This is a genomic window from Aquimarina discodermiae (assembly GCF_040786235.1).
Classification (GTDB): Bacteria; Bacteroidota; Bacteroidia; order Flavobacteriales; family Flavobacteriaceae; genus Aquimarina.
The window spans coordinates 41,930-59,601 of record NZ_JBFMKP010000009.1 but is presented as its reverse complement, the minus strand read 5'-3'; the positions used below and the strand labels follow the sequence as shown (position 1 = coordinate 59,601).

Sequence of the window (17,672 nt, the reverse complement as noted above, 5' to 3'; positions counted from 1 at the left end):
GCTTCTCTTAGCAAGTAATAATAAGATTTTGAGATAATTGGACATGAATTAGAAAGTATTAGGATATACTAGTCCTATTTAAGTGTAAAAAAAGTTTACTAGAATAGAAGGTATTTCTGTAATCAAAGATGTCATTTCTATGCGATGAGATACTATTTCTTAAGATAGAGAGAAGGTATTTCTAGTACTACAACCAGAATTTATGTCATACTCTTTCTTCAATCTTTTTCTCCTTTATTTTTAAAAGGCCGTATAATTAATCGAGCTGCTTTGTTATAATTTATATAATTATAAGACCAGTTAAATAGAGTGACAAAACGATTTCTAAACCCAATTTAAATCATAAATGGATAAACATCCAAATAAACCAAGCAAAGAAATCTCTAAACCTAAATTTTCCTAGATCTACCACAGCTTTGTTACGTCCTATGGTAGCCATAGATCCTTTGTCAAAACATTTGAAAGTAGTCATAGTTTTTTTGCTCAAGTGGCGTTTTAGATTTTTGGCAAGGTGTTCTCCTTGTTGCATTGCAGGTTGTACAACCATAGGGTGCTCTTGGGAATATGCTTTGGTTTCCATAACGGCAATATCTTCTATGGCATATATATTAGAGTATTCTTCTATAAGATGAATTTCCATTTCATCAAAATCCATATCAGGATAACCCTAGAGAGTACATTTCGCTTTAACTCTAAGATACCTCCGGCTAATTCTACACCTGTTGGACCTGCACCGGCAAGTACAAAACGTAATAACTCTTTTCGTTGTTCTGGGGCTGATGTGATCAAAAGTATTTTATTCTTGCGGATTTAAAGTGTAAATAACATAAGAATTAACAAAAGCGGAGTACAAGTTTGGTAATTGATAAAGTGATTTATACACTAAAACATATCGTTTATACATTGAAATACACTGTTCATACATTTGCCTGTTTAAGTTAAAGTTTTTAGTAATAATATTGTATAAATGACAAGAAGTGGATTGTAGAAAAAACAAAAATGTTATTGAATTTTAGTGTATGACTCTACCGTTGATTATATATGTTATGTTTTGATGTAGATCATTTTTGTACTTATTATACTTTCTATGTGAAATTGATAGAAATCACTATAAGATATGGTTAGAATGTATTGTACATTAATTATCATAAGGTAAGCATGTTTAATTTCTCTTTTTAAAGATATAGAATGACCGATTTATCAATAAATAAAGATATAAAAATTGAAAAATACATATCTAAGGCATGTCATTATATAATAGAGGTCCCTGTGTTGGGGCATCAAGTAGTTGTTGATGAAGCTACGTACGAACTAATTGATCTAATCAAACAAAAAAAAACTATTTCTGTTGATAACCTGCATATAGAATATACTCGAGAATATGATCCAGCCACGACCCTAGAAGAAATTAAGGAAGCCTTGACGCCTTTATACAGAACCGGTATTGTAGTAAGCGAGCAATATACTAGTAAAAAAAGGAAAAATAAATATCTCAAGGTAAAAATAATATTGTTACCTAGGGTACTCGTGAATTTTTTGTCGGGTCTTTTAACATTTTTATATCATCAATGGGTAATCCGTTTCCTTGTATTCAGTATACCATTTGTAGTATTCGGTATTATTTATAAAGTTACACAAGTTGAATTATCTACTTTAAAAGCAGCAAATTTTTTTCCGCTACTTTTGATTAGTATTTTATTTCATGAATTGGGACATGCTACAGCTTTAAAGTATTGCAATGAAAATCCCTATGAAATCGGATTTGGGTTATATTTATTTATAATCCCAGTGTTTTACACTAATCTTTCTGCAGCTTGGAAATTACCTGCCAAAAAAAGGATATTGGTTGATTTAGGAGGGCTCTATTTTCACTATATATTCGTAATCTTCATATTTTTTATTTCTCTTTTTGCGTTCCCAGAGTTAATCATGTTATTACTCATGCTACTTACATTGATGCTCTATCAACTTAACCCATTTATACGAATGGATGGGTATTGGCTAATTTCCGACCTTATAAAGGAGGATCAATTGATGAAAACCTCTACAGAATTACTGGAGGAATACTCTATAGGGTTGATTAAAAACCAATCTCGTAAGTTCATTGTGAAAGAGAAATTATTGCTAGCGTATGCCATTATTAGTAAAACCTATATATTTTTTATTTATCTAATTGTTATACTTAGTCAACCTGATCTTTTTATTAATTTCATTCCTAACATAACCGATCTTTTTAGCTCCAAAATTCAATTTACATTCGATTATGTATTAAGCACTATCATAACAATAGGGCTACCTATAGGATTTCTTTTTGGAATATTATTTTTTATAATCATCAATAGCTTATTCATTAAAAAAGTTTATCAACTAGCTTCAAAAATAGACTAATCATGCACTTTTTAACATTCTTTTTACGTATCGTTTTGCCTATAGTAATTCTGCAATCTGTTTATTATAAGTCGTTTAATAGAGAGTTTGTTTATAGTTTTTTTGAGTTTTCAAATCCCAATATTTTAGGTTTATATGTAGTGTTAATGGCTGTAAAATCTATTAATGCATTATTAATAATTGCAAATCATAAACTTAAACGATCTTATCTACAATTGGTGATAATTTCTGGTATTGAATTGGTTATTCTTATAGGAACTTATTATTCAATAGATTCTTGGAGCGTTTTTTCTGATATAGGGCATATATCGAGAATATTACCCTCAAATATTTTTATAAGGGTGGGTTTTCAGTCAGTTATAGTTATATGTGCGCTGCTATTATGGAAAAAAGAACAAAAAAATGAACATATGAATTTCATTGTTAAAACTTCTTTCTATTTTATAATTCCCTTTGTTTTTTTATTCTTAACTTCTATTAATACCAGTCTGTTTAGTAAAAATCAATGCCATGCAATACTTGCCAAAAGTGAGGCAAATGATTATAAAGAGTTCGTAAAAAATAGTGGTATCATAGGTCGTGATATCACAACCATAAATTCATTAAAGAATCACACTTATTTACCTTCTGGAAAATATATTGCATATCTAATGGATTCACAATGTGAAAGCTGTTGGAGAGGGATAGAAAATGTAAAAAAGTTTAAAAACCTCTCTAGCATTGAAGATGTAATTTTATATGATATTGGGAATCCTAAGAATAGAACCAAAATCTTTGATGCCTTTGGTTTATCAGGTAGATTTAAGGTATATGGCCTAGATCGCAGTGTACTAAAATATATTATGGGAGTTCCTGCCATGGTTACAATAGAGGACAAGGAAATTAAAAATATATATGTTAAAAGTATTCCGTGCACCTATGAAATAGGTACTTTGTTTTAATCAAAGTAATAGCATTGACTTGTGTTAATTAATTAAAATTTCGTAAGCGTATGAAAACAACAACGATTAGTACTAATCCTTTTCCAGAAACTTCAAGAGATATTATAGAAACCATAGTAGACGATTATAAAAAGTATATAGCAAATCAACATTGGAAACCTGAAGCTAAAGACCATTTAACAAGCAATGAATCTATTTATACGGCTGATTTTATGTACCTTTATTATCCTTTGCTTTTTAATAAAGCTTTTGGGGTTTTTGATCAGGAGCAATTAAGTACAATATGCCTTGCAGGTTATTTTTGTTTTGCCTCAATTAATACTTTTGATGATGTTATAGATGCTGCAAATCCCTCAGAAATTTTTGAAAAATATGTGTTTTCTTCACAAATGCTAGAGGAGAGTATGAAATTACTTTCTAAATCCTTTTTCATAGATTCTGAATTTTGGAAATATTGGATGTTACGAAAAAAAGAATTTTCAGACGCTTATAAAAAAAGTAAACAATTGGATGCTATAAAGGTGCTTACAGATTATGAGGTATTTGCAGATAATAAATCAGCTTTTGCCAAATTAGCCATAGATAGTTTATACTTAGTTTCTAGTACAGATACAAAAAATGAAATTCATACTACCTTATTACAATCTCATAAACACTTTTCTACTTCTATGCAAATATTGGACGATATTTTAGATCTTCCCCAAGATTTAGAAGATAGACAATTCAATATCTTACGTTTTGCATTGGAAGAAGCTAATTATGGTATCACCGAAGACGTAGATGAGATGAAGTCTTTCTTATATCAAAGCAGATCAGTAAGTCAATATCTAGAGTATGCCATTGAACAAACAAATAAAGCAATTAAGGTAAGTCGAGAAGTTACTGATCTTCCATTATGGGAATTTACGATTAATAACTTAAAGAATAGAGCGATTAATAAATTGCTAAATATAGATGGGTACCTAAAGGTATATGAATCAAAAAGTAAGGTGTCCAGTAAGTCACTTAAAAAAAAGTTAGACACTACATCTACTACAATAGAATCTATTTTAGAAAAAGGGATAGATTTTATTTTTAACCAACAAGAAACGTTAGGTAATTGGTTTGATTATTACAATAGTGCAGGCTTAAGTGATACCTGGGCCACTTCATTTATACTCGCTACACTACCGAAGAATTATCTTCTATCACGTAAAAAAGAAACACAACTCGCTTATGAATTTATAAAAAAAGAATGTGATAGAGAAAAGGGATGGGGGTATAACAGTAGATGGATTCCCGATGCAGATTCTACAAGTTTTGCTATGCTGGCATTGCTAAATACAGAACAAAAAATTGATGCTACGATAATAGAGAACTGGTACTCTTACCAGAAACAAAACGGAGGTTTTGCCACTTATAAAGACCAAACCGCAGTACAATTATCTATCAATTCTCCAGGGGCAAATGTTGATGGATGGATACAGACTCACTTTTGTGTAAGTGCTACAGCGTATTATGTTATGGCTAAAACTCAAGTGAGTACTAAGGATATTAAACTTATGAATATAAGAGAATACCTTCTACAGACTTTGCAAACGGATCAAGAGCAAACGTATTGGTGGACAGACACTATTTACACTTATAATTTTTTAATCAAAGGAGCGGTTTTACTGGGTGATACAGAAGTATTGAATACTTGTTCGAACTATATAAAGAAGAAGTATTTAATCGGAGAACTACCAAAAGACATCAGAGATAATAATTTTTATCAGGGACTATTATTAGATGCCATTTGTAGCCATTCAGATTTGTTTGAGGAATACAACAGTATTGCAATGCAATTGATGAAAAAATTACTTCAAAATCAAAAAGAAGATGGTTCTTGGCAGGGTACATATTCTTTAAGAATTCCTTCTCCAACAGTAATAGATCCTGATAAAGAAGTATTACAATGGAAAGAAGGGACCATAGGTACAAATACCTTATTTATGGATTTTCAACATCTTTTCACCACTGCAGTGTGCAGTAATGCACTACATTGTTATCAAAATAGGAGCGAGCCCGAGATATTTGAACTAAAAAGAAGACAATAACCTTATGCTGTCTAAATAATTAGAATACCGTTTATACAATTAAATATACCATTTGTATAAGAAGGTTAACCGGTTATACAATTCCTGATATTAATTTGAGTTTAATTTATAAATTGGTTAAATAATAATTTTTAAAAACTTTATATTATGCACAAGAAAAAATTTAACGTAACCGAATTAGAAGAGCGTTTAGAGTTTTGTAACTGCCCGGCAGGATACACGGTAGTTACTAAACACGTGGCAGGTAGATTTGAGCCTATACAATACTGTAAAGCTCCAGCCAATTGGAATGGGGCGGATATAGTAGATTGTTTATAATTTATTTTTTATAGTTAACTCTAACTACAAGAAAAATAAATTAATGAACTGGTTTAAATTTTTTTCAATTCGCTATAAAGAAGTTCTTTTTTACTCAATTTTCATCTTTTTATTACTTCATCGCGTCACTATGAAATAAGAAAAACATTTCAATTGACCAAAAAGTCATCATTTTTCGCATGAATCAAAAAAGTTTAAACCAGTTCAATGTATTAGGTTTGATTTTGTATAGGATCAAACCTTTTTTTATAGAGTTTTGTTAGATGATTTCATATAGAAATTGAAGTAGTTTCAACTTTTTATTTTGAATTTTTTGAATGATATGTATGACTTGTAAATGATTAGTCTCCTTCCTGCTTTCTGGTATTTGTAGGATACCTATTAAACTGGGTTTATGCATTAAAAAAATACCAGTATTTATTACACTTGAAACCTTCATAACGAAGTTCTAATGCAGAATCCGAGTTTAGATATACCATTCATATGTGAGAGCACCCATTGTGCAATTCATCATAACCAGTTTGAATTCTTAATATTTAGATTTGTCTAGAAGTGTTAACTATTAAAATATTACAATAATACACAAGAGAAAAAATAGTGTAACAGAAATTAGAAGAGTGTTTAGAGTTTTGTAACTTTCAAGAAGGATAAACATTACCTACTGACTTCCTTGGATTCTAATTTTTAGGACTTAATTGGCAAGATATTATTGAAGACTATAATCTAGGTTTATAGTCTTATGTAAGTCTATAGTATAAGGGGTGTTCTTTTTTCTTCATTTTCAAAATTAAATAACCATAGTTTTATGTCTAATTAACTTTGTAAAGTCGCTTATGCTTTATTTTTTGCTGAATTTAAAATACAATTGATATTAGATACTATTATACTCTTTCCTCAATCTTTTCTTCCTTATTTTTAAAAGGTCGTATAATTAATCGGGCAGCCTTGTCATAATTTATATAATTATAGGACCAGTTAAATAGAGTAACAAAACGATTTCTGAAGCCAATTAAAAACCATAAGTGTATAAACATCCAAATAAACCAGGCAAAGAAGCCTCCAAATCTGAATTTCCCTAGATCTACCACAGCTTTGTTACGTCCTATTGTAGCCATAGACCCTTTGTCAAAATATTTGAAAGGAGTCATAGTTTTTTGACGCAAGTGGCGCTTTAAGTTTTTGGCAAGGTGTTCTCCTTGTTGTATTGCAGGTTGCGCCACCATAGGGTGTCCTTGAGGATATACTTTGGTTTCCATAACGGCAATATCTCCTAAGGCATATACATTAGAGTATCCTTCTATTTGATTGTATTGATTTACTTTATAACGATTTGCTCTTTGAACCAGAGAGTCTGCTTTTATTCCAGACACAGGAGCTCCTGTAACACCAGCAGACCAAATAAATGTGGCAGTTTTTAGAGAAAGATCGGTGTTGGTAGTAACTAGGTTATCTTCGTATTGACTTACTTGCGTATTAACATGAATATGCACTCCTAGTTGTTTTAAGAATTTAGTAGCCTTTTTCGATGCATGTTCGCTCATAGGAGGGAGGATACGAGGTGCTCCTTCTATAAGATGAATCTCCATTTCTTCAAAATTCATATCTGGATAATCTCTTGGTAGTACGTTTTGTTTTAATTCTGCAATACCACCGGCTAATTCTACACCTGTTGGGCCTGCACCCGCCAGTACAAAACGCAACAGTTCTTTTCTTTGTTCTGGATCAGAGGTGATAACGGCTTGTTCAAGATTTTCGAGCATTAAGCTACGTAAATTTAATGCTTGCGGAAGATTTTTCATGCGCATAGCATTATTTTCGATAGTTTTATTTCCAAAAAAATTGGTTCTTGCCCCTGTTGCTATAATTAGATAATCGTATGTGATACTTCCAATATTGGTATTTACACTTTGAGATTCGGTATCTATAGAAGATACTTCGGCCATTCTAAAAAATGTGTTTTTTCCTCTTTTTACAATTTTCCTAAGTGGATAAGCAATAGAATCTGGCTCTAGAGAAGAAGTAGATACTTGATATAAAAGAGGTTGAAATGTATGGTAATTTTGCCTATCTAACAATACGAGTTGTACGTCTTCTTTAACCATTTTTCTTGCTAGTGCAACTCCAGCAAAACCACCGCCAATAATTACAACTCTTGGCAAGTTAGTATAAGGAACATTCATAAGATATATGCTAATTATACCACAAATGTACCACCTTTTATGAGAATTATGAATAGGTTTTTTGAGTAATTATTAGGGTTTTTTTAAAAAAAAATAACAAAACTTTAAGTTTTATTAGTAGCAAAAAGTAAGTGAATTTTATATGGGAGTACTGCAAAAATCTCTAGAGGTACAATATAACCGTTAATGTATTTACGGCTTAACCATAAATCATGTAAGTTTAAATTGTTGATTGCTAATGTTTTATGTGGGTTGTGTTTGCCGAAAATTAACTTTATAATCAATGCAAGCTCCCAAATAATAAGTAAAAAGAGCATAATAATAATTAACTTTTTGTTAAGATGATATAAATGATCAATTTAGCATCAAACAAAAACATAACGTAAATTTCATAAACCCACCCCATACTAAGTAAGTAGTATAAACGTCAAAATGTAGGATACCAAGTCTGAAAAGTTTATTAACCCAAAATAGTATGTTATGAAAAAAAGTTACATTTTAATCCTTGTATTTATTATCTTCTCTGCTTTAGTAGCAAATTCTGTATTAGCTAACGAAGCCACATCTCAAAATGATACAGCCCCTATAGAACAACAAGATATTCAAGAGAATTCTGATCTCAAAACTTCTTAAATAGTCAAAATTTTTAAATCTAGAGTTTTTAAAAAATACATGGATTCATGCTTAAAAGTATTATTCTATGAATAATTAAAAAGTAAAAATCATTGTATCATTCTAAAATTTAAAAAAGAAAAAGACGGTTAGGTAGATTTTTTACCCTTTAAGGCTGGGGTATGCAGTATACACCAGCCTTATTTTAAAAAACTAATTATAAATTAATAGTTATGAAAAAAATGGATGTATATGTTATGTTACTCGTTTTTGTGTCACTATTAGTAGTTTGTTCTGTCTCCTATTAGATGTTATCTAAAAGCATTTTATATAGATTGTATAAAAATGCCAATAGAATCACATAGGTAAACAGCATTACTTCGAAATGTGCCACTACATGATTTTTGCATAAAAAGTGAGGAAGATTGCAAAATAAAAACATTAGACGGATCAATTAACAGGGTATGGTTAATGTGATCTATGATCTCAAAGAAAAAGTGATTTCTAGTTTCAAGTTCGGTTAGGTTGAAAAACCACTGTCTATTCATGACAGTGGTTTCTCTTTTTATGAATAAAGTTTTGTTTTGAAAGTTAAATGATACTGTTTTCAAAAAGCATAATTGCACTAACCTTATTCAATATCGATTTATTTTAGGATACTTCAAGAGGGATGTTAGATCTAATATTCCCAAGTTTGCTTTGAGATATTTTTGACAGAGTAAATAGCCGATGAGCTTAGCTTTCCTATAGAATTGATTACGTTTAGTTGGATTTTGATTGGTTGGACCTTATACCAGAATTGACTTTAAAAAATCGGTTTTTTTGGATCTGGATATGGTAAGGATATCTCCATTTTCCATGACTACCTGAGGTAGCTTTGCTTTAAGTATTTTGGTTATGTAATTAATATTAATCAAATACGATTGATGGATTCTATAAAACTCAACGTTGTTAATTAGCTGTTGTTCAAAAGTTTTTAAAGTTTTTGATACGCAAATGGATTTTTGATCCTGTATGTATATTTGACAATAATTGATATCTGCTTCTATATACATAATATCCTGTACAGAGATCATTTGTATTTGTTTTTCTTGTGGTATGGCTATTCTTTTTTTGGGAGTAGTGGATTTAATTCTTGTTAAAATTTGTTCAAGCTCTTTTTCCTTAGAAATACCTATGTAAGATTTGTTAATACTAATTCTCAACTCTGTAAAGTCTACAGGTTTTGTGATATACTCTATATTATGTTTTTCTAGTAAATTAATAATATTAGACTCATTAGGAATGATAGCCAAAACATCAATAGTAGCTTTTCTTACTTTTCTTAAAAAACTAGTAGGAATTTCTATATCAATATTTACATCGATTAGGATTAAATCGGGTGTTGTTTTATGAAGCATTTTTTCAGACTGTACATATGAATTTAATTTTTCACAAACTCGTATATAAAAGAAGTTAGCTTGTAAATATGCTTCTATTCCTTCTAGTAAATCATTGTTATCCCCTATAAGAAAACACTTCATTCTTTGTTAGATTTTAATATTATTTAAAATACATTTCCTATTAATCAAGGAATAAGACAAGAATGTGTTTAGGTTTATGGAACACTAAAAAAGGAGTAATTACTATCGCAGATTATAAAGGTCTATTGATTAATGTTAGGGGTAATCCTGTTTGATAGTATTTTTTAGTCTTGTTAAATTTATCTAAAAATAAGAAAAAAAGCGATATAAATACTTTTAACTGTCATTTAAAATAGACACTATTTTGTTATTTATGGTTTTTGAACAAGGTTTTATAATTTTTTTAAAGTTTAGTGTAACATAAAAGTATATTGCACTACTTATAGGATGTAACTAGCCACAGTGAATAAAGAATTAGAACATAGTTTTGTATCCAATCTTGAACAAAATCAAAATATTGTTCACAAGATTTGTAGGATTTATACAAGTGATCCAGATTCGCATAATGATTTGTTTCAGGAAATTACTATACAGCTTTGGAAAGCTTATCCAAAATTTAGAGGAGATTCGAAGTTTAGTACCTGGATGTATCGTGTTGCGCTAAACACTGCAATTACTTTGTACAGAAAATCTAAAAGAAGTATTAATACTACAAATATTGAAACGTTTGATTACAGAATTAAGGTAGAGGAGTATGATGATGAGATAGAACAACAGTTACGATTAATGTATGAAGCTGTAAAGAAACTTAATGATATTGAAAAAGCACTTGTTTTTTTATATCTCGAAGATAGACCATACCATGAAATTGCCCAAACAATGGGTATAAGCGAAGTAAATGCCAGGGTAAAAATGAACCGGGTAAAAACAAAATTAAGAAAAATATTAAATCCGTAACCCCATCATGGATGAATTAGAATTATTAAAAAAAGACTGGCAGAAACAGAAGAATGTGTTTCCCAAGTTATCATATAACGAAATATATCAAATGATATTAAAAAAATCTTCTTCTATTGTAAGATGGATTTTTATCATTAGTATTTTAGAATTTGTTTTATGGACATCTCTAGATATTGTATTTAGGTTAAATGGAATGCATACCAAGATAGAAAATGTGGATATGGGATTGTTTTCTATATTTTCCTCTATTCTATCCTATAGCGTTTTAGTGTATTTTATGGTTAGATTTTATCAAAACTATAGAAAAATTAAAACTACAGATTCTACCAAAGTGCTAATGGAGAATATTTTAAAAACGCGAAGAACGGTTCGACAATATATTTTTGTGAGTATAAGCCTGTTTGCAATCGTACTTATCTCGACAATAATTTATATTTTTTCCTTTACAGACCAATTTCAAAACAGCACAATCCAAGGAGAACCGCCACTATGGGTTGTATTGGTAAGTACACTCATGGTTGTTCTAATTTTTGTTGGGTTAATTGCGTTGTTTTATAGACTTATATATGGTATACTAACGCGTAAGTTAAAAAAGAACTATAAGGAACTTGAAAAACTTGAAGTATAGGTATTTTATGTGCCTTTTGTAAAAATATATAGCACTTTAATTATTTGTTTTCATTGAAAGCAGATGGTAATAATTGAGGGATAAATTTTACCAAAAGAGGTAATAACAGACTCCCTCCGGGAAGTATAAAAATAGCTAAAGAAGGAATTGTTTTACAAATATCAAGTAACTGTTTTTTTACTTGTTGCTTTTCTTCGGTAGACAAATCTCTTAGTGTCGATTGACCTAGTAAAATCATTAACTCTTTACTTTCTGATATTTCTTTAATTAACCGTTTTTTATTTCTTAATATCAGGATACTTACCGTACGAGAGGTTTGTTGGTAAAAGTGTAAGGCAGGATTAGAATAGTTGAAAAAAGTAATGTTTCTTCTATGTGTATTTATAAAAGTTCTCACAAGGTTAAGAGACTCTTTTGTGTAGTCGTCTGCAAGCCCTAATTCGGCTCCCAATGCCGTCATAAAATTGTGTTCGTGTTGATCTAATTTCTCATCGTTCCAAACAGCTAACGAGGTAAGATCCAAAATGTATTTTTTTTCAATTTCGTCGGTATACGAATCTAACTCTAAATGATCAAAACTGGCTTCCTCTTCTGTAGATATATGTGTATACCTAACTGATGAAGAAAAAAGTTTAACCAAAAGTTGATCATATTGATCTTTTTCTGTCTTAGAATTTAGCGCTAGAAAAACAGTATTTATTAAAGACTCTTCTAGCTTTGTCGCATAATCTAAAGGGTTTTTATCATGGATTAAAAAATAATCAAAAGCCAATACATCAATAAATAAGAGTGCATTTGTTAGCAGATGACTAAAGTTCTTTTTGAAAATAGACTCATTTGTTTGTATGCGGGTATGTAGAACTTTTTCTAATTTTTCATAAATGTTTGATGTCAGTATGTTGGTTAATGAAAAAAAAGATTTTTTAGTGTCTAAAAAACTATAAAACTGAAGCAACGCATTAATACAATCTTCTTTATCTGCATTTTCTATAGTTTCATAATACGTAACAACCAGTGCAGAGAAAAGGTTGATTTTTGTTTTTTCTTCTTCAGAATATACAATATCAGAAATGTTATTTACAATTATATCTATAGAGTTACCATAGATAAATCCTACATTTCTTAAATCGAGATATAGTTTATCAAGTGACCATTGCAGTAAGTGTAGATCATTGTCTTGATCTCGTAGAAACTTTTCTATCCAACCAGAAGTTGAAGGATTCATTGAATTAGGTTTGTTACAAAGTTAGTTTTATTTTGATAAAACGAAATTTTAAAAAGTTATAAAAATGTAATCAATTTATGGGCTATATGTTTTATATATACTATAAATATCAATCAATAAAAAAGAGGTTACACAAGTAACCTCTTTTGAAACGTATATTTTATCGTTCTATTATCTTTACTGTATAATACCGCCACAGCTTATTCTGCTACCAGCAGCTCCAGATGGTTGTGAGGTAAAATCATCAACTCCTTGATGTACTATAATGGCTTTACCCAAGATATTTTTTCTTTTATCCTCACATCCTATACACCATTCGTTAGTAGCAAATGTCAAAGCACCATTACCATTCTCATCGGCCTTAAAGTTTCCTATATCACCTTTATGGTACCCTTCTTTTGCACCCCATTTTCCGTGTGGTTCCATAGTTGGATTCCAATGTCCACCTGTAGATTTACCATCTGCAGAACTACAATCTGCTTTTTCATGAATATGAATAGCGTGTTCACCTTCTTCCAGACCCGTTAGCTCTGCAATCATATTTACCATTCCTTCTGATTCTGTAAAGATAATTTTACCAGCAACATTACTGTCGTTTTTAGGCTCTAGATTAAACTCTATTGTTTTAGTTTCGTTTTTTTCTACTTTTTCAGTAGTAACAGTTTCTTGTTTGTCAGGAGTATTATTTTGGTCTGTGGTGTCCTTTTTTTCTCCTTTACAACCAAATATGGTTATAGATACTACAGTAAGTACTACCAATTTTAAATTTTTCATGATCTTTTGGCTTGTATTTTGTTTGTAGTGGTAATATAATGCAGTTTTAGTTTATGGCAAAAAAAATGCTACAAATATTACTATTGTAATACTTGTTAGATCACTATTAAAGCAGTGTGGTGATTATTTGAGCTTTACTATGCAATGTTTTATGAACAGGGCACTTATCTGCAATTTGTAATATTCTGGTAATCTGTTTTTCATCTAACGCTCCTTCTAGTTTTATTTCTCTTTTAAAGGTATCGATCTTAGCATCCGGGTTTTCAGCATTTTCGAAATCAACATTATAGGATTTACTATAGTCGGTATGCACTTCTATATGTTTTAAATCCCATCCTTTTCTGGCAACATACATTTTTATGGTCATAGCTGTACATGCAGACAAGCCAGCAGATACATATTCATAGGGAGTAGGGCCAAAATTATTGCCTCCCACGTTCTCAGGTTCATCTGCAAGCATGTAATGACTGCCTACTTTCATTTGGGTTGTAAAACCACCTGTGTCTCTTAAGCTAGCAACAACTTGATACGTGCTTTTTAATGCTGGGGTTTCGGGTTTTTTAATATATCTGGACGACCATTCTGAAATAACTTTTCCTGCATATAGAGAGTCTTCTTTTCTCATCAATAAATGATCCGCACCATCCAAAGTCACAAAACTTTTTGGGTGTTTTGCTGCTAAATAAATTTCTTCAGCATTATGAATATGAACGGTTGTATCTTGAGGAGAATGCATTATTAATAGTGCTTTGCCTAGATTTTTGGCAACATCTGGTAACGATTTGTTTTTTAGATCATCCAAAAATTGCTTTTTAATTGTAAAATCTCTGCCGCTTAGATTGATAGTAGCTTTGCCTTGAGTTTCTATTTCTTCAATTCCGCTTTTTAGTAAGTGTTGTACATGAACTGGGTTAGAAGGTGCTCCAATAGTGGCAACTGCTTTGATAGAATCAATTTTTGAAGCTGCAAAAATGGAGGCAGCACCGCCCAAAGAATGACCGATTAACAACGATGGAGCCATATATTCATTTGCAAGAAAATCAGAGGCCGCAATAAGGTCATTTACATTACCAGAAAAATTGGTGTTTTCGAAGTCTCCCTCACTTTCTCCAAGGCCTGTAAAATCAAATCGTAATACTCCAAATCCACGGGTTGTAAGACTTTTACTAATATTTCTTACTGCACCCAGATTTTTATTACAAGTAAAACAATGTGCAAACAATACAAAGTTATGAGGATGTTGATCAACAGGAAGTTCTATACGACCAGACAATGTTTGTCCTTCAGAATTGATAAAAGTTACTTTAGATAGATTCATCTTTAGAATGGTTTATAGCAAGAGTCGTTTTTTGATGAGAGAGCTTGCAAGAGTTATGTGATAAAATTTAAAGAATTCTAAAATAACCAAAAACCATCAACCAAAATATTAATGATTGGTTAAGGTAACAATGCTTACATTTGTTTTTCAAAATATAGAAAGCCAAAATGAAATATATTGAACTAACACTTAAAGATCATATCATTGTACATGGTTTTGATGCAAGAAACCAAGAAATAACAGAAGAAGTAAAATTAGAAAAAGCATCAAAAAAAATGGTGGCGATCGATAGAATATTATCTGTAAGTAATCAATTTATCTTGATTAAATATGCTTTTGATAGAATTGTATATTGGGAGTATGAAGAGAGTTATGATACCGTAAAAAATATGCTAAAGTAATGTTGAGGAAAATTGCTTTTATTCTTGAAGAAACTTGTATACAAGATTTTTTGTAGGTAGAACTTGTAAGCTTGTTATGTGCCAAAAAAGAGGTTTTTTTAGTAATTATAAAAAAACCTCTTTTATACATCTCTAGCGTTTTATTGTTTTAAAGTTTTATTGACTTCTACTAATACTAAATGAATTGTTTGATTTAGTTTCTGAGGCCTATTATTTTACCCAACCAACAACACCTTCATATCTATAACCGGCTCTGGTGCCTTCAGAGTAATTGGTGGTGAATAAATGATCAGAATTGTTATGACCATAAAAACGATATAATCTTTTTAAACCGGTTTTCTGATTTTTGTGAATTAATACATAATTATGTGTTAGGTTATTCCACCCGCTTCTTCTTAAACTCCAATATTCACGAGCACTTGTAGTCATCATAAAATCTTCATTTCTTGGGTGTAATAAAAAATACAAAAAATTATATTCATTTCTGTCAACTCCATTAGAAGAGGCAACAATAGGGGTTCTAAACGCAATCCCTTCATATGTTCCAATCGCTGCTCCAGAATTTGCAACTTTATATGTATGAACAGTATTTCTTCCTCCAGAATAATATCGAAGTGCATTCGTGTATGATAAGGTTGACTTTACCGATATATCATTATTTACTTTGATTTCCTCCAAAGCTTTAATTTCATCAAGATCTTCTCCAGTAGTATCCGTTTCCTGTATTTCTTCTTTTTCACAAGAAGTAAATACCAATCCCATAATAGCTATGGTAAAAAACGAAAATAAAAATTTGTGTGTTTTCATTGTTTTAAAAGTTTTATGATTTATAATTGATTAAAATTTATAAGTCAAAATTAGTGTGATAACGGTTTGTAAAACAAGGAGTTGTAGTCGTTTTTCATGAATTCCAACTGGCTATTCATGAATATCGATAGTTTTAAGATTGAAGGGTGTTTTTTATAAATCCCTATTAAAATCTTGCGGAAAGGTAGATGGATCAAAATTCCATAAAGAAGGTAGCAGGTAGTACGTTATTACGATAATTAGAAAAATAGATATTAAATTTAACCAAAACCCTTTTTTCATCATATCGGGGATACTTAGATATCCAGAACCAAAAACCACAGCGTTAGGAGGAGTAGCTACCGGAAGCATAAATGCGCATGAAGCAGCAATAGTTGCACCAATCATAAGAATAAAGGGATGTACTTCTAACGATAATGCCATCGAAGCAAGCACAGGTAATAACATCGAGGTAGTAGCGACATTTGATGTTATTTCTGTTAAAAAGTTTACAGCGGTAACAATAAAAGCCAAAAGAACGATCAAAGAAACTCCTTGTAATAATGTCATTTGAGTACCTATCCATAAAGCTAATCCAGACTCTTTAAATCCAGAAGCAAGGGCCAAACCACCTCCAAAAAGCAATAATATTCCCCAAGGAAGCTTTACTGCCGAGGACCAATCCATTATTGGTTTCCCTTTTTCTTTACTAGGTAATATAAATAAAGAAATTGCAGCGATCATAGCAATGATAGTATCATTAATAGGAGGGATAATATGCTTTAGTAGAAAGGATCTTGTTATCCAGGAAAAGGCTGTACATACAAAAACCACGAGCACCATTTTTTCTTCAAAAGATAATTTACCAAGTGCATCAAGCTGTTTTTTTATTTCGTCCTTACCTCCAGGAAATGTCTTTTGTTTAAAAGGAAAAGCAATATGTGTTAAATAATACCAGCTAATAAACAGCATAAGTATGGCTATTGGTAATCCTATGATAACCCAATTGGTAAAAGTAATTTCAAAATTGTAAACTTCTTTAACAATACCAGCAAGAATAAGGTTAGTAGGAGTACCTATAAGAGTTGCAATCCCACCAATGGAAGCACTATATGCAATACTAAGCATTAATGCTTTTCCAAAAATCTTGTTCTCATTTTCGATAGTATTTGGATTGTCTGTAAGTTGTGATATAATAGCAATACCTATGGGTAACATCATAACAGAAGTCGCAGTATTAGAAATCCACATGGATAAAAAAGCAGTGGCAATCATGAAACCAAGAATCATGGTTTTTACGTTTGTACCTATAATGTGAATAATGGTAAGAGCAATACGTTTATGCAAATTCCATTTTTGTATGGCGATGGCTAGTATAAATCCTCCTGTGTATAAGAAAATTGTATGATTTCCGAAAGCAGCTGTGGTAGTCTTTATATCCATTCCTCCTGATAATGGAAACAATATAATCGGTAATAATGAGGTTACAGCTATTGGTACAGGTTCTGTGATCCACCAAATAGCAACCCATAAAGTGCTTGCAAGTATTGCATTAGCTTCTTTGGTAAGACCTTCTGGATGAAAAAAAAATAAAACAAGAAAGAAAACGAGAGGGCCGCAAATAGCTCCTGTCTTTTTAAGATTTAGATTCATAAAGTTAATC

General features: G+C 30.8%; 15 protein-coding genes and 1 pseudogene. 8 read left to right on the top strand and 8 right to left on the bottom strand.

Annotation, left to right across the window (positions count from 1 at the left end):
- Positions 1 to 218: 218 nt before the first annotated feature.
- Positions 219 to 786 (bottom strand): annotated as a pseudogene (locus tag ABW636_RS07235) (NAD(P)/FAD-dependent oxidoreductase); the annotation flags it as partial.
- A gap of 402 nt (positions 787 to 1,188) precedes the next feature.
- On the opposite strand from ABW636_RS07235, the gene ABW636_RS07230 reads away from it, so the two are divergent.
- The 4 genes from ABW636_RS07230 (at position 1,189) to ABW636_RS07215 (ending at position 5,722) form a co-directional block, all read left to right on the top strand.
- The gene (locus ABW636_RS07230; protein WP_367589293.1) at positions 1,189 to 2,388 is read left to right on the top strand and encodes a hypothetical protein; all 1,200 of its coding nucleotides are present in this window, start codon (positions 1,189 to 1,191) and stop codon (positions 2,386 to 2,388) included.
- Between the two features lie 2 nt (positions 2,389 to 2,390).
- Positions 2,391 to 3,329, top strand: a complete 939-nt coding sequence (locus tag ABW636_RS07225) for a hypothetical protein (protein WP_367589292.1) — start codon at positions 2,391 to 2,393, stop codon at positions 3,327 to 3,329.
- Between the two features lie 50 nt (positions 3,330 to 3,379).
- Positions 3,380 to 5,404 (top strand): prenyltransferase/squalene oxidase repeat-containing protein, encoded by a 2,025-nt coding sequence (locus tag ABW636_RS07220; RefSeq protein WP_367589291.1) that lies wholly within the window; start codon positions 3,380 to 3,382, stop codon positions 5,402 to 5,404.
- Positions 5,405 to 5,551: 147 nt separating this feature from the next.
- The gene (locus ABW636_RS07215) at positions 5,552 to 5,722 is read left to right on the top strand and encodes a hypothetical protein (protein ID WP_367589290.1); all 171 of its coding nucleotides are present in this window, start codon (positions 5,552 to 5,554) and stop codon (positions 5,720 to 5,722) included.
- A gap of 881 nt (positions 5,723 to 6,603) precedes the next feature.
- On the opposite strand, the gene ABW636_RS07210 is transcribed toward ABW636_RS07215, so the two are convergent.
- Positions 6,604 to 7,902, bottom strand: a complete 1,299-nt coding sequence (locus ABW636_RS07210) for an NAD(P)/FAD-dependent oxidoreductase (protein ID WP_367589289.1) — start codon at positions 7,900 to 7,902, stop codon at positions 6,604 to 6,606.
- Positions 7,903 to 8,382: 480 nt separating this feature from the next.
- Here ABW636_RS07210 and ABW636_RS07205 point away from each other — a divergent pair, with 480 nt between their 5' ends.
- Positions 8,383 to 8,535, top strand: coding sequence for a hypothetical protein (locus tag ABW636_RS07205; RefSeq protein WP_367589288.1), 153 nt, complete (start codon positions 8,383 to 8,385; stop codon positions 8,533 to 8,535).
- A 767-nt stretch (positions 8,536 to 9,302) separates the two neighbouring features.
- Here ABW636_RS07205 and ABW636_RS07200 read toward each other — a convergent pair.
- The gene (locus ABW636_RS07200; RefSeq protein ID WP_367589287.1) at positions 9,303 to 10,037 is read right to left on the bottom strand and encodes a LytR/AlgR family response regulator transcription factor; all 735 of its coding nucleotides are present in this window, start codon (positions 10,035 to 10,037) and stop codon (positions 9,303 to 9,305) included.
- Between the two features lie 342 nt (positions 10,038 to 10,379).
- On the opposite strand from ABW636_RS07200, the gene ABW636_RS07195 reads away from it, so the two are divergent.
- The gene (locus tag ABW636_RS07195; RefSeq protein ID WP_367589286.1) at positions 10,380 to 10,874 is read left to right on the top strand and encodes an RNA polymerase sigma factor; all 495 of its coding nucleotides are present in this window, start codon (positions 10,380 to 10,382) and stop codon (positions 10,872 to 10,874) included.
- A gap of 7 nt (positions 10,875 to 10,881) precedes the next feature.
- Entirely contained in the window at positions 10,882 to 11,505 is a 624-nt protein-coding gene (locus ABW636_RS07190; RefSeq protein WP_367589285.1) for a DUF8845 family protein, read from the top strand.
- A gap of 40 nt (positions 11,506 to 11,545) precedes the next feature.
- Here the strand turns inward: ABW636_RS07190 and ABW636_RS07185 are convergent, their stop codons facing one another.
- The 3 genes from ABW636_RS07185 to ABW636_RS07175 all read right to left on the bottom strand — a co-directional run bounded on the left by ABW636_RS07185 (position 11,546) and on the right by ABW636_RS07175 (position 14,822).
- Positions 11,546 to 12,730 (bottom strand): LETM1-related biofilm-associated protein, encoded by a 1,185-nt coding sequence (locus ABW636_RS07185; RefSeq protein ID WP_367589284.1) that lies wholly within the window; start codon positions 12,728 to 12,730, stop codon positions 11,546 to 11,548.
- A gap of 177 nt (positions 12,731 to 12,907) precedes the next feature.
- On the bottom strand, positions 12,908 to 13,504 hold the full coding sequence (locus ABW636_RS07180) for a superoxide dismutase family protein (RefSeq protein WP_367589283.1): 597 nt from the start codon (positions 13,502 to 13,504) through the stop codon (positions 12,908 to 12,910).
- 106 nt (positions 13,505 to 13,610) lie between these two features.
- Positions 13,611 to 14,822, bottom strand: a complete 1,212-nt coding sequence (locus tag ABW636_RS07175; protein ID WP_367589282.1) for a bifunctional alpha/beta hydrolase/OsmC family protein — start codon at positions 14,820 to 14,822, stop codon at positions 13,611 to 13,613.
- A 167-nt stretch (positions 14,823 to 14,989) separates the two neighbouring features.
- Here ABW636_RS07175 and ABW636_RS07170 point away from each other — a divergent pair, with 167 nt between their 5' ends.
- A complete protein-coding gene (locus ABW636_RS07170; protein ID WP_367589281.1) occupies positions 14,990 to 15,223 on the top strand; it encodes a hypothetical protein in 234 nt (77 codons plus the stop codon).
- 210 nt (positions 15,224 to 15,433) lie between these two features.
- Here the strand turns inward: ABW636_RS07170 and ABW636_RS07165 are convergent, their stop codons facing one another.
- Positions 15,434 to 16,030, bottom strand: coding sequence for a hypothetical protein (locus ABW636_RS07165; RefSeq protein WP_367589280.1), 597 nt, complete (start codon positions 16,028 to 16,030; stop codon positions 15,434 to 15,436).
- A 153-nt stretch (positions 16,031 to 16,183) separates the two neighbouring features.
- Positions 16,184 to 17,662, bottom strand: a complete 1,479-nt coding sequence (locus tag ABW636_RS07160; RefSeq protein WP_367589279.1) for an SLC13 family permease — start codon at positions 17,660 to 17,662, stop codon at positions 16,184 to 16,186.
- Positions 17,663 to 17,672: the final 10 nt, after the last annotated feature.